This window comes from Acetobacterium paludosum (assembly GCF_008086595.1).
Lineage (GTDB): Bacteria > Bacillota > Clostridia > Eubacteriales > Eubacteriaceae > Acetobacterium > Acetobacterium paludosum.
The window spans coordinates 93,647-106,939 of the sequence record NZ_RXYA01000009.1; the positions used below are offsets into that span (position 1 = coordinate 93,647).

At 47.2% G+C, this 13,293-nt stretch carries 10 protein-coding genes; 3 read left to right on the top strand and 7 right to left on the bottom strand.

What is annotated here, in order from left to right:
* Positions 1-314: 314 nt before the first annotated feature.
* Positions 315-908, bottom strand: a complete 594-nt coding sequence (locus FZC41_RS10520; RefSeq protein WP_243136698.1) for a TetR/AcrR family transcriptional regulator — start codon at positions 906-908, stop codon at positions 315-317.
* Positions 909-1,346: 438 nt separating this feature from the next.
* Between FZC41_RS10520 and FZC41_RS10525 the strand changes: the two genes are divergently transcribed.
* The 3 genes from FZC41_RS10525 to FZC41_RS10535 all read left to right on the top strand — a co-directional run bounded on the left by FZC41_RS10525 (position 1,347) and on the right by FZC41_RS10535 (position 3,402).
* A complete protein-coding gene (locus tag FZC41_RS10525) occupies positions 1,347-2,372 on the top strand; it encodes a recombinase family protein (RefSeq protein WP_279235178.1) in 1,026 nt (341 codons plus the stop codon).
* On the top strand, positions 2,372-2,803 hold the full coding sequence (locus FZC41_RS10530; protein ID WP_148567367.1) for a hypothetical protein: 432 nt from the start codon (positions 2,372-2,374) through the stop codon (positions 2,801-2,803). Before FZC41_RS10525 ends, FZC41_RS10530 begins: the two co-directional genes overlap by 1 nt.
* Before the next feature lie 287 nt (positions 2,804-3,090).
* Positions 3,091-3,402, top strand: a complete 312-nt coding sequence (locus FZC41_RS10535; protein ID WP_279235179.1) for a GTP-binding protein — start codon at positions 3,091-3,093, stop codon at positions 3,400-3,402.
* 17 nt (positions 3,403-3,419) lie between these two features.
* On the opposite strand, the gene FZC41_RS10540 is transcribed toward FZC41_RS10535, so the two are convergent.
* Genes FZC41_RS10540 through FZC41_RS10565 form a run of 6 tightly spaced genes read right to left on the bottom strand, consistent with a single transcriptional unit; the run spans position 3,420 to position 13,197 of the window.
* Positions 3,420-4,190 carry an ABC transporter ATP-binding protein gene (locus FZC41_RS10540; RefSeq protein ID WP_148567368.1) on the bottom strand — a complete coding sequence of 257 codons (771 nt, stop codon included), beginning with the start codon at positions 4,188-4,190 and terminating at the stop codon, positions 3,420-3,422.
* Position 4,191: 1 nt separating this feature from the next.
* Positions 4,192-5,283 carry a FecCD family ABC transporter permease gene (locus tag FZC41_RS10545; RefSeq protein WP_148567369.1) on the bottom strand — a complete coding sequence of 364 codons (1,092 nt, stop codon included), beginning with the start codon at positions 5,281-5,283 and terminating at the stop codon, positions 4,192-4,194.
* Between the two features lie 22 nt (positions 5,284-5,305).
* Positions 5,306-6,382, bottom strand: coding sequence for an ABC transporter substrate-binding protein (locus tag FZC41_RS10550; RefSeq protein ID WP_170253956.1), 1,077 nt, complete (start codon positions 6,380-6,382; stop codon positions 5,306-5,308).
* 16 nt (positions 6,383-6,398) lie between these two features.
* Positions 6,399-10,235 carry a cobaltochelatase subunit CobN gene (gene cobN, locus FZC41_RS10555; protein WP_148567371.1) on the bottom strand — a complete coding sequence of 1,279 codons (3,837 nt, stop codon included), beginning with the start codon at positions 10,233-10,235 and terminating at the stop codon, positions 6,399-6,401.
* Positions 10,232-11,299 (bottom strand): magnesium chelatase ATPase subunit I, encoded by a 1,068-nt coding sequence (locus FZC41_RS10560; protein WP_148567372.1) that lies wholly within the window; start codon positions 11,297-11,299, stop codon positions 10,232-10,234. Before FZC41_RS10560 ends, cobN begins: the two co-directional genes overlap by 4 nt.
* A gap of 8 nt (positions 11,300-11,307) precedes the next feature.
* Positions 11,308-13,197, bottom strand: coding sequence for a VWA domain-containing protein (locus FZC41_RS10565; protein WP_148567373.1), 1,890 nt, complete (start codon positions 13,195-13,197; stop codon positions 11,308-11,310).
* Positions 13,198-13,293: the final 96 nt, after the last annotated feature.

Consider the following 13,293-nt stretch of genomic DNA (forward strand, 5'->3'; position numbering starts at 1 on the left):
GCCTGCATTATATAACCATTGTTAAAGTTTCTTCAATAGACACATAAAAGGAAGTGTCGACTTAAACACTTCCTTTTATGTGATAACTATTAACCGTGCTGTGCTTGTCCGCTGCTGCTAATTATCCTGTGATGCGCGTTGAGGCGAACACTCGTTAGAGTGTCCGATCTCATGCGTGTCACGGATAATAGCAGCAGCGGACAAGCACGCCGATTTTTTTTGCGATCGCCTCTGAACTATTTGTATAAATTGTATAAACTGGCATCAAATCGGCCCTTGCTTAATGCTTTGAATTTTGGATTATTAAAAAGCTGCTATTTGATATCCGCGTCGACAAAGGCTTCCACCGAGCGGGGAATGCTGCCACGGATCATGATCAGCAACTTTTTGAGGATGATTTCGGGCTCTTCGGTCATACCGTCGTCGACCCAGTCGATCAGCAGCCCGTTAAAGACATGGCGATAGAAATTGACAATGAATTTCTGATCCACTTCCTTTAACTCCACATCCAGTTCTTTGACACATTCCGCCACCACACAATCCAGCAAGCGGTTGGACAGATGCGTCAAATAGGTGTTGGCTTCCGGCCAGTAGGAGGAATGATAGATGTGCAGGATCATTTTCGCATGCCGCTTGGTATAATTCATGGTTGCCAGAAACCCACCGCCCCAGGTTTCAAAGGTGCGGTTCTGGTCAATTTCCCGGGCTAATTCTTCGTGAAAAATATATTTGAAAACGGCCATCAGATCGGAAAAGTGATTATAAAAAGTCTGTCTGTTGACGCCGCAGTGGTCACAGATTTCCTTCACCGTCACCCGGTCGATGGATTTCTGGCTGGCCAGTTCTTTGAACGATGCAATGATCGCCTCTTTTGCATATTTTTTCATCCGCTGCTCCTTTGCTGCCAACGCTGGGCGTCGCTGTTGAAAATTATTGCTGCTATCATACCATGATCGGCACGGTGTTGTCCATCTGCAAAACCAGCGTGATTGGCATTCATTTCCAAACTTTTTTATTATAAAAAATTAGTTCTTTATTATTTCAGGGTATGAAAACATCTAGAAACCAACCTATCTGTTTATACCGTTACTTCTTGTTTTAATTTATTTGCGGCCTTGTTCATGGGTGCAAGGCCACCCACGGGCTTTATATAACCATCTTGTCAGGAAGGAGGTGAGAATATACAGAAAAAAATACAAATTAAAAATACAAAATGGAATAAGTCTGCCAAAGCGGAACACCGATGCGAAGAAGAAAAAAAGCGCATACGTGCTGCATTTTCTAGCCCATCAGAAGTTGAAATAATTCCAGCAAAACCAAACATCAATAAAGAAGCTGGGCAAAAAATCAGAGTTGCAGCTTACTGCCGTGTCAGTACTTATGAAGATTCACAAGCAGGCAGCTTTGAATTGCAGGTTCAACACTTTCAGGAGCTGATTACCAATGCGCTTGACTATGAATTCGTTGAAATCTATTCTGACGAAGGCATTTCAGGCACGTCAATGAGACGGCGTATTGGCTTTCAGCAGATGATCGAGGACTGCCGTGCAGGTAAAATCGATCTGATTTTAACTAAAAGTGTCAGCCGTTTTGCAAGAAACACCCGCGATTGTCTGGAGATTGTACGAACACTGAAGGCCTTGAATCCACCTGTTGGTGTCTATTTTGAAGCTGAAAATTTGAATACGATTGAGAGTAAAAATGAGTTTACACTTGGCGTTATGAGCCTTGTCGCACAGGGAGAATCAGAACAAAAAAGTGCTGCAATGATCTGGTCAATAATCGAACGCTTCAAGAAAGGTATTCCCATCATTTCTACTCATAATCTGCTTGGCTATGATAAAGATATTTTTGGAGAAATGATCATCGCCGAAGATGAAGCAGTTGTCATCCAGTACATTTATTCATGTTATCTAGATGGTTTATCGGTCCGAGAAATCGCTGAATTACTTACAGAACAACACATTCCCACTGCAAAGGGGGGTGAAGTCTGGAACAGCAGTACTGTCCGCAATATTTTAAAAAACGAAAAATATTGCGGCGACGTTCTGATGCAAAAAACCTATACTGTGGACTGTTTTTCTCATAAAACTGTGAAAAACACCGGACAAAAGCCACAGTATCGCTTACGGAATCACCATCCCGCCATTATTTCACGAAACGAGTGGGATAAAGTTCAGAATCTGTTACAGCACCCCAGATCAAGATCACAAAAAAAGAAAAACCCGATTGAACAAAAATTTCGGGTTGCTTATATCAAAAGCGGCAGACTAAAAGGTTTTGCGATTATTGATCCACGCTGGAATAGATCTTCTGTTGACAAATTTTTTGATGCGATCCAAATCAAACTCACAAACGAAAGGAACAAATAATGATGTTTAACGATTTTTCTAAATTCAACTTTGAAGTCATTGATGTTACTATAACTGGTGCACCCGAAATGGTAATCAACATGAACGGTATCACTTTTTCGGCAAAGCTGTTAGAAATTCTGGGTAATCCAGACTATGTACGCCCACTGGTAGATGCACCTAAGAAAGCATTCGCCATTCAGGTTTGCAAAGAAACTGATGGCAAATCAATGAGACTCAGAAAAAATAATCATTCGGGATCATACAGCTCCTCCTGTTCTGCCGTTCGTCATACGTTACGCCATCTTATGAAAGGCATCTGGAAAGATACGATGCGTTATCGCATATCAGGAACTTCATTTCCCGAAGATAAAGCTGTCGTTTTTGACTTGTCAAAAGCAGATGAACTACCACCATTTCATTCTGGAAAGAAGAAAATATCTAAACTTTAGACAATTGTATTTAAGCTCGACTACCAGCCAACTGGTACTATTTCAAAATAAAGCACAACTTAAAACGGGGATTTTACTGAGAAGCTTTGCATTCTGCTCTCAGAGTTATCAGGGAATTCCTCCCTGACATTGTTTGGAGCACGGCAGGTCTAAATGCAATTTCAAACAAATTTTATCAGTAATTTTACAACCCTAAATCGGCCCGGAATCTCACTTCTCCGGGCCGATTCCTGATAACTCAAAATTTCTGATAACCATTTAGCGAAATTTCCATTATAACTGATGCTATCGAGGATCTTAAAAATAATCAAGGCGTTGAAATTATTATTGCCGAACCTGTTGGTAGTTGTACGGATCTTTCAGCGACCATCAACCAACCATTAAAGGAAAAGTTTAATGAACAATTAATTATTGCGCCGTTAACCGTATTGGTAGATCCGATGAAGTTGATGGATATACTAAATGAAACACCTACAGAACTCCACAAAAGTTCGGAGTATATCTTGAAAAAGCAACTTGAAGAAGCTGATATTATTGTGATTAACAAATTAGATCTTTTAGTAACAGAAACTTTGGAAAGCGACAGCTATTATACTTGAGCTGATTTCAATTAATTCTACACAACGGCTGATGCATAAATCGGGGCGATAAACGACTCTTCCAGAATCCGGATATCGACGCCGTAAACGGTGCGGATGTGCTCATGATTCAGGACTGTTTTTGGCAACCCCGCAGCCTCGACTGCTCCTGAGCTTAAAAGGATGACCTGGTCGGAATAGCGCATCGCCATGTTCAAATCGTGGACCACCATAATCACAGCCTTGTTTTGTTTCACCACCATATTTCGGGCCAGCTCCATAATATCCATCTGGTTTTTGATGTCCAGAAAGCTGATGGGTTCATCAAAAAGATAAAGATCCGGATTTTGCACCAGTGCCCGGGCAATCAGAATCTTCTGTTTCTGTCCCCCGGACAATTCCTCGAATTGTTCATGAACCAACGGTTCAAGATCCAGCTCCTGGAGCACCTTCAAGACAATTTCGACATCTTCATTGGTAACCCGCCACTTAATATACGGCCGTCTTCCCATCATGACGACATCCATCACCGACCCGCTGATGTAACTATTGGTGAACTGCGGCACGTAGGCGATGCTTTTGGCCATTTCGATGGGCGGCATTTTTTGAACATTTTTTCCGTTCAGCATGACGGAGCCGCTTTGCGGCGTCAAGATTTTATTGATACACTTGACGATGGTGGTTTTCCCCGAGCCATTGGGACCGATCAGCGAAATCAGCTGTCCTGATCGAGCTGAAAAACTGATTCCCTTAACGACCAGGGCTTTTTTGGTATAGCCAAACTTCAAATCATTCACATGCAGTTCCAATTTATTTCCCTCGCTTTCTTACAATCAGATACAGAAAGAACGGAACACCAATCATCGACGTGACGATGCCCACCGGCAAGATGGTCGGCGAAATGATATTCCTTCCAATTGTATCGGCGATCAGCAACAGCAGTGCGCCAACCAGTGAAGCGGCCGGCACAGAATACCGGTAATCATTTCCGATCAGCATTTTGGTGATATGCGGTGCCACCAGACCGACAAACCCGATGACGCCGGTAAACGAGACGGCGACAGCGGTCAGCAGGGTGGAAATGCCAAACGACATCATCTTGACTTTTTTGTAGTTTACCCCCAGACTGACGGCGGTTTCTTCGCCTGCCGACATGATATTGAGATCCCACGCAAACCACATCATCAGAATAATGCTGACGGTGATCGAAACGGTCATAATCACAATCCCGACCGTGGGAACTCCGGAAAGGCTTCCCATCATCCAGAAAACCAGTTCGGGCAGATCTTTCATGTCACTGACATATTTGATCAGTGACACCAGCGCCGAGAACAAATAACCGATAGCCACCCCCGCCAGAATAAGAGTGCTTGAGGAGTTGCTGGCGACTTTGGCAATACCGTAAACCATCATCATGGTCAGAACCGCAAAGGCAAAGGCAAAAATCGGTAGTAAGAACTCTCCGAAATTCAAAAACGCAAAAGCAGAACTGAAAACAATCGCCAGGGATGCTCCAAAAGAGGCACCGTTTGAAACTCCCAGAGTATAGGGACTAACCAGGGGATTTTGAAAAATCCCCTGCATCAGTAACCCGGCATTTGACAAAGCCATTCCCACCAGAATCGCCGTGATGATTCTTGGCAGCCGAATACTAAAAACAATATCCCGCTGAATATCGGTAATGGCATCGTTATGAACAAATAAGTCTCCGATCACCTGAATGACTGTTTTTAAATCCACGGAAGCTGCCCCCAGGGTTATCGAAACAATGGCCGTCATCACCAGGGCCAAGGCCAGCAGCAGTATGAATAGAATCTTTCGGGACCGTTTGTTCATGTAATCGAGTTTTGCTTGTTCGATATTCTTTGCCATTGTTGTCTTTTCTATTTTTGTCATTTTCATTTGACGGCACCAACCCCTTTTGTTATTTTGCCGGATAGGCAAAAATTCCGACTAAGTCCGTTCCATATAAAGTTTTTTGCAGTTCTTTCTGAACATCGCCGACATTGATGTCTTTAAACTGATCCGGATACAGTGTTTTAGCAATGTAGAGTTCTCCGATGATGCTGCCCAGAGCGGTTGTACTTATTTCGCTGCTTAAAATAATCACTTTGCCATCTTTTACCGCCTGAAGATTTGCCCAGCTGGGTCGGCCAGTTAATTGCGTGTATGAATCCTTGACGGCGGTGTCATCGGTAATGCCGGTCCCCAGAATTTTTTTAGTGCTGCTGACCAGTTTGATGATGGCATCCGGATTTTTTCCCAGTACCCATTCATCGCTGATTTCAGGATATTGGGCCGTTTCATCGGCAGCGATGTTGATGCCACCGGCGGCATCAATCAAAGCCTGTCCCCCAGCCGTTTTGTTGACGCTTTTATAATCGGTATAACCTTCATAATAAACAGTGGCTTTGTCTTCTGTTTTGATGTTCTTTAATTTTTTCTCAATGATGGCTGCATATTTATCATGGAAATCCACAAAAGCCTTGGCTTTGTCTTCTTTCCCGAACAGTTTTCCCAGCGCGGTAACTTCGTCAGTGGCTTTAGAAACATCGACTAATTCCAGATAGATGCATTTTATTCCAGCCGCTTCCAACAATTTTTCATTATCCGCGGTCATATTGGCGGCATAAGTGAAAACCGCATCCGGCTTCAAGGCCATGATCGCTTCAATATTTGGCTCATTCCATTTTCCCACCGTCGGGACATCGACGTTGGGGGTTGGATTGGGGACCGAATCCCCACGGCCAATGACGGTTGCTTCAGAACCGAATGACTTCAGTACATCACATACACTGGAATTGTAGGTGACGATTCTTTCCAGCGGTTTATCAACGGTTATTTCTCGGCCCGCGGTATCGGTAACCGTAATCGCCCCGGTTGAATCCTTACTGCCGGTATCACTCTTTGCTGAACTGCAGGCGGCCAGCGACAGCACCATGGCCCCCAGCACAATCAGACACATGAGTCTCTTTAACAGTTTCATTCCTTTTTTTTCCATTATTTTCTCCTCTTTTTTAGTTTTTCTTTTTTGCGCCGTGAAGCTGAGACATTGTTTTTCGATATTCTTCAAACTCATCGGCTTTGATTATTTCAATGGCTGAGCCCTGAAAATCTCCGGCATCGGATCCCATATCCTCTTCCAGAAATCCTTCCAGTTCCAGATAGGAGTCCTGAATTTCTTCAATCATCCCCGCCTCGGGCTGCCACAGACCGCGCTGATATGCTTCCATCAGCCGCCTCGACATTTCCTCCAGCGCCCAGGGATTGTTGTCCCGGAAAAAAGCCCGGTTATCGGCATCAATGATAAAGGTTTTGGTAATGTCATCAAAGATCCAGTCATCCACTTCTTCCGTGGTGGCCTCCCAGCCATAGACCCGGCCGACCCGCTTGCTGATATCGCCGGCACCTTTGTAACCGTGGCGTTTCTGGCCCGCGATCCATTTGGGATTGAGGAGCTTGCCCCGCACCACCCGGTTGATTTCTTCGGCCAGCGTCCGGACCTCCACATTGGTCACTTCCCGAGTATCGCCGTAATAGGTCTTGACCGCTTTACCGGACAATTCCCGGGCGGCGGCAGTCATCCCGCCATAGTTTCCGAAATAGCAGCAGCAGCCGAGCAGATCGTGTTCATCAGACATGACTTTGTCATAGGTGATCTCCACCGTTTTCAGGCTGTTTTGTAGCTGGGCATAAGCCGGTTTCCCATAGCTTTCCCGGCCATAGGCATAGCCGTTGTAATAGGTGAAAAGATCTGTAATATCCGTCTGATCTTCCCAGGCCGAGGCGTAAACCATCAGGTTGACACCAGACGTGAAAGTTCCCGGCTGAACTCCGAATATTCGCGCGGTGGCGTCTTCCCAGGTTGTTTCCGGATTTTCCCGGATTATTTCGAGGGCATGTTTGCGAACGAAATTCTGATCGTCCTTTTCATCCAGTTTTGCCACGGCTTTAATGGCGTCATCCAGCAGGCCGACACAGTTCTGAAAATTATCCCGGAGGATGCCGGATATTTTAGCGGTCACATCAATTCGCGGCCGTCCCAGTTCCTTCATGGGGATCACTTCAATCCCCTTCACTTTTCCGTTGGGAAGCCATTTCGGTTTGACGCCCAGCAGATAGAAAAGCTGGGCCAGGCCTTCTCCGTCACCCCACATCACGTCAGCTGCCATCCAGTAAATGGCCATGGTTTCGGGATAATGTCCCTCTTCGTCGATAAACTTCTGAATGACCGAATCGGCCAGGCGCCGGCCGATTTCCCAGGCGGCTTTGGTGGGCACGGTTTCCGGATCCAGGGTGTAGAAATTCCTCCCGGTGGGCAGAATATCATCCCGGCCCCGGGTAATAATCCCGGCCGGCCCCGGTGAAACGTATTCCCCGTTCATCGCGCGAACGAGGGCCTCAATCTCTTTTGATTCGTCAATGCGCCGGTTGATGTCAATGATTCGTTCTCGAAACCCATTAATTTCAGCCAATACGGCTGGATGCTTGATCCGATAGGGTTCCGGCAGTAAAAAATCGGCGTTAATTTCACGGCCGTCCAAAAAATCCGCAATGATGTTTTTTCCGATTACGTCGATGTCAAAAACAACCTCCCCGTTATTCTTGCCGACGGCTTCAGAAAAAGACTCTGTCCCGCTCAGCAGCGTCTTCAGATCCACCCCGATCAACTGGCAAACGGCACTCCGCAGGGAAGCCTGGTCAACTCCCTCAAAACGCACAATGGCATTGAGCATTTCAATTCGGTCATCCCCGATGGGCAGTTCTCCAAAGATGTGCATGCCGTCCTGAATCTGAGTATTTTTAACGGTGGACAAAACCTTGTGGGCATCCGCTATCACCTGATCGAAGTTATGGTGGTAATCGTCGAGATTGATTTCTTTTTCCAGATTGTTTTTCTGAATCTCTTCAATCACCAGATGTTCCAGCTGATGAAGCTGGGTTTGGTCCGAAAGCCGGACCTTGTCAACCTGTTTTAAGAGGTTGTCCAATTCTTCCAGATCATCGTACAGGCCACCCTGAGCCATGACGGTCTGCATGTGATCGATAATGACGGCCAGTGCCCGGCGTTTGGCAATAGTGCCCTCGGGGGGATTATCGGCATTGTAAATATACAGATTCGGCATGTTGCCGATGCAGATATCCGGAAAGCAGCTGTCTGACAGGCCGGCGCCCTTGCCGGGCAGAAACTCCAGATTGCCGTGGGTTCCGACATGAATGATCACATCGGCCTGGTAGATCCGCTCAAAGTAGCGGTAGCTGGCCAGATATTGATGAGTCGGCGCAATATGGGGATCATGCAGGATTTTACAGACCTTGCCGTCGCACTGGGAACCGCTGCAGCCTCTTTTGGGCTGAACGCAGACCAGCGCATTTTTAAAGCTGACCCCGGTCACCAGCATTTTGTCCTCATAGACCATGGCCGGGGGCAGGCCCTCTTCGGTTTCTCCGAATGGTTCCCCCCATGCCTTTATCATATTGTCACGGGCTTCCCCGGTCAGTTCGGTAAACCATTCTTGATACTGCTCTCTTGACACAAAATCAATGACACCGCCTTTTTTGACCATTTCTCTGACTGTTGTCCAGCGAAATTCGGATATGGCTTTGCGCTGCATAATGGTTTTGATCAGGCTATCTCCAGTTTCCGGAATGTCCTCCAGATCGTAGCCCTGTTGTTTCATGGTCTTCAGAATCCGAGCTACGCTTTCCAGGGTATCCAGATTGGCACCGCCTCCAACCGAGGCTTCAGTAGAGGTGCAGGGATTGTTGTTTAGGATGAAGACAACTTTTTTATCCTGATTCTTTTTCTTTTTGAGCTCAATCCATTTGATCATCCGGCTGACCAGTTTCTCGCAGCGCTGTCCCACCGGCTTTCTGAGTTCAACCGGACGGCTGCGGTCTTCAGCGCCGATAAAAATCGGTTCGATCACCCCTTCCAGCTCGGGCAGCGCGATGCTCCAGGGCAGGTCGGCCACGGTGCCGTCCTTGCTTTCCTGCCATTCTTCAATGGACATCGAGGCAGAGCAGATGGGTTTGGCAATGGGACAGTTCAGCCGATTCATGATGGAGCTGGGTTTGCTCTGTTTGCCATCGTCGGCCGACTGTAAAAAGAATCCGCTCATGCGGATCATGGCATCGATCACCGGTTTGCCCTCATCATCGAAGCAGAATTTCTCCACCGCGTATTCCACGCCCTTCGCCCCGAGCTCGGCATCCGGCCAGGAATAGGTGTAAATCGGCAAGGCCGTATAGCCCCGGGCTTCGATGATCCGGATCAGCTCTTTCTCGACTGCAATGTCTTCATTCAGCCAGGTTGTTCGGGACGCGATAACGGCAATGACCCCCTTGGGGGATTTGTTGCGAAAGCCAAAATAATCCCGGGCAGTTTCAAATACAGCCGCCGTATCGAGATGAAAAATCCCTTCCCAGGGAATAAACGTCGGCTCTTGATAGGTGTGGCTTTCCCCCAGCACTTCCGTCAGCAGATAAGCGATCATATTGACCAGATTTTCCTTGCCGCTGTAGGTATAATACTGATTGCAAATGGCGGAGTGTTTCATGGTTTCACGGTTTTTAATCCGACTGGCCGCCTCTCCTCCCACATAAACGACGGGGGTTGTTTTTCCCGCTGCATAATCTTCGACTTCATCCCAGACTGAATCCGCGGCGGTGACGTTAAAAAAAAACAAATCCGCAGTATCCATTTCTTTGTAAAGCTGATTGATATCTTCCCGTCCGTCGCTTAATTCCGCCGCCGAATAGATTTTCAAATTCACCCGCTCTTCAATAAAAGGGCTGATCATTTTTAACCGGTTGGCTGATTTATGCCATAAAATGGCGATAACAGTTTTCATTTTTCTGCCTTCTTTTTATCCTGAACGGTCGCACCATTGTCATCAATAATAGTATTGACCATCGCCATATTGAATTTTCTCGTTGTTTCAAACGGCAGCGACTTCAGCCGGTGCAGAAACACCATTTCCGTCACTTCTCGAATATCCTCTTTATCAACCGCTTGATGGTCCTTATAGGCGGCCATCGCTCGGGCCGCTTTCATCAGAGTCAGATCACCGCGGTGGCCGTCAACTTCAAGGGCAATAGCAATTTTGGCATTGGTAAGCAGCAGGTCGTCGTCAATCGTCACCTCAGGCAAGCGTTCTCGGGCTTTAACGATCTGATCACTAAGTTGAGTTTCGGCATCCTGATATTCGTGCATAAACTCATGAGGATCCGCTTCAAACGCGCCTCTTCTTTTGACGATATCGATCCGCTGCCGCGGATCTTTAATCCCTTTAATGTCCACACTGAACCCGAAGCGGTCCAGCAACTGAGGCCGAAGTTCCCCTTCTTCGGGATTCATGGTTCCCACCAGAATGAACTGAGCGGGATGAGAAAAAGAAATGCCTTCCCGTTCTACGGTATTAACCCCCATGGCCGCGGAATCAAGGAGCAGATCGACAATGTGGTCATCCAGCAGATTAATTTCATCCACATACAAAATCCCCCGGTTGGCCTGCGCCAGCACCCCCAGATCAAATTTTTTCTTGCCATGCTGGATGGCCTCTTCAATATCCAGGGATCCCACCACCCGATCTTCCGTCGCTGAAACCGGCAGATCGACCACCCGCATTTTATCTTTGACAATTGCCAACGTTTCACCGTTTTTCACTTTTTCCCGACAGTTTTCACACAACGAGCCAGGATCGTTCGGATCACAGCGGAAAGGACAGTCCTTGACCACATCGATTTCCGGCAGCAGATTGGCAATCGCCCGAACGGCAGTTGATTTTCCGGTGCCCTTTTCGCCAAAAACCAGAACTCCGCCAATTTTAGGGTCGATAACGTTTAGGATCAGCCCCATTTTCATTGATTCCTGTCCGATGATGGCGGTAAACGGATAGGTCCTATTTTTTTTCATAAAATGTGTCATGCTGTCACCCTCATGCTTTCTACGATATTTAGTAATTTATCACTTTGTAATTCATCCATGGCCCGATACTCGGAATTCATCATCACCGCCAAATCTTTGGCAATGCCAAAACGCATCATTCCCTGTTTTTCGATATCAATCACCATCGTGCTGACTTGCTTGAAGTCCCGGATTTTCGCTCCGATTTCAAGCAGTTCGGCTTTCGGTTTCTGGTCGTCCGCTAAGCTCACGTTGCCCTTTCCATCAGTAATCACGATCATCATCGGCATCAGCTCTGGGGCCTTCTTCAGTTCGCTTTTAATCACCTGAATGCCTTTGGAAAGACCGGCATTGAGTGGTGTCCTGCCGCCGATTTCCATATTCTCCAGCAGTTTGTAGCCTCGCTCTACGCTGCGGGTTGGCGGCAGCAGCACCTGGGCTTCTTCGCCCCGAAAGGCAACGAGACAGATCTTGTCCCGTTTCACATAGGCGTCTTTGAGCAGCGACATAATCGCCCCCTTCGTTTCAACCATCCGCTGGTTGGCCCCCATGGAGCCGCTGGCATCCACCACGAAGACCAACAGATTGGCGATCTTTTTCTGCCGAACCTTTTCACGGATATCCTGTTCATAAATCGTGATGGCCATGCCGCTTGGTTCCCGTTCTCGCTGGAACGGCGCTGCTGCCCGGATGGTGGCATCCAGAGCCAGATCGTTGTTTTTGCGCTGCATCGTGGAAAAAATATAGCGTCCCGATTTGGAGGCGCTGCGGATGTTGGTCCGCTTGCCCTGACCCCTTCTAAACCGGCGATCCGACTGATGCCCGAAATCCTTGAGTTTGAAATCCTGTCCGATTTTGAAATTCTCTGTTTGCGGCTGATTCGGTTGCTTCTGTTTCTTTTTATCGTCATTCTTGTCTGACGGTTCCGATTCCTCCTGATTCTGACCATCCCCGTCAGAAGGCGGTTCATCATCATCCGGGTCCGACTGGTTTTCATTCGGATCCGCTTCGTCTTCCGGTTCCGGAGATTCCGAATTTTCCTGATCCTGCTGCTGCGGTTCCTGATCCCTTTGGCGATGCGTCAAAGCAAAAAAAGCCGCTTCCTCAATATCCGCATCAGTGATCTCGAGCCGGCCGTTTAAAGCCGCGATAGCCTTAGCCGTTTGTTCCATCACCAGATCTGCCCGGTGTCCTATGACGTTGGCCTGAAGACAAAGTGAAATGATTTTCTCCAAATTCTCTTCGGTCACGACAACACCTTTCATCCGTTCCTTAGCGTCAATAATCACTGCTTTCAGCTTCGCATCCTGAGCCCCATAGGATTGGCAGAACGCCTGACGATTTTCTTCATACTGATACTGTCTTTTCAGTATTTCTACCCGGGAACGGGGCTCCTTTTCGCCCCTAATATTCACAGACAAGCCAAAGCGATCCAGAAAATGGGATCGCAGCTCGCCTTCCTCCCGATTCATTGTGCCGATCAAAATAAACTCGCTTGCGTGGCTGAATGAAACCCCCTCACGCTCGATGTGGTTCACTCCGTTAGCACTAATGTCCAGAAGAATATCAATGATGTAATCCTGGAGCAGATTGACCTCATCCACATATAGGATGTTTTTATCCGCCTTCTTCAACACTCCAGCCTCAAAATAAACGGAACCGCTTGCCAGGGTTTTTTCCATATCGATGGAACCGACCAGACGATCCTCGGAAATCGACAGCGGCAGCTCCACAATCTTTTTTTCGATCAGCGGTGCCAGCGCCCGTACCGCTGTAGACTTTGCTGTCCCTTTTTCACCATTGATCAGGACGCCGCCAATTTTAGGATTGACCACATTCAACAGCAACGCTTTCTTCATGGCTTCCTGACCGATAATGGCAGTAAACGGATAGTAATTTTTATTCATTAACACAGCCTCCTCATATAAGTTACTGTTGGCTTTGCTGCCGGTTTTCGCAAATCACCAGAAGAAATCGCTACGCGAATTTCTTCAAGGTCGCGG

Coding starts and splice junctions, on each gene's coding strand:
- cobN (WP_148567371.1), bottom strand. CDS start 10,235: ATGAAAACTGTTATCGCCATTTTATGGCATAAATCAGCCAACCGGTTA.
- FZC41_RS10565 (WP_148567373.1), bottom strand. CDS start 13,197: ATGAATAAAAATTACTATCCGTTTACTGCCATTATCGGTCAGGAAGCC.
- FZC41_RS10560 (WP_148567372.1), bottom strand. CDS start 11,299: ATGAAAAAAAATAGGACCTATCCGTTTACCGCCATCATCGGACAGGAA.
- FZC41_RS10530 (WP_148567367.1), top strand. CDS start 2,372: ATGATGTTTAACGATTTTTCTAAATTCAACTTTGAAGTCATTGATGTT.
- FZC41_RS10550 (WP_170253956.1), bottom strand. CDS start 6,382: ATGGAAAAAAAAGGAATGAAACTGTTAAAGAGACTCATGTGTCTGATT.
- FZC41_RS10545 (WP_148567369.1), bottom strand. CDS start 5,283: ATGAAAATGACAAAAATAGAAAAGACAACAATGGCAAAGAATATCGAA.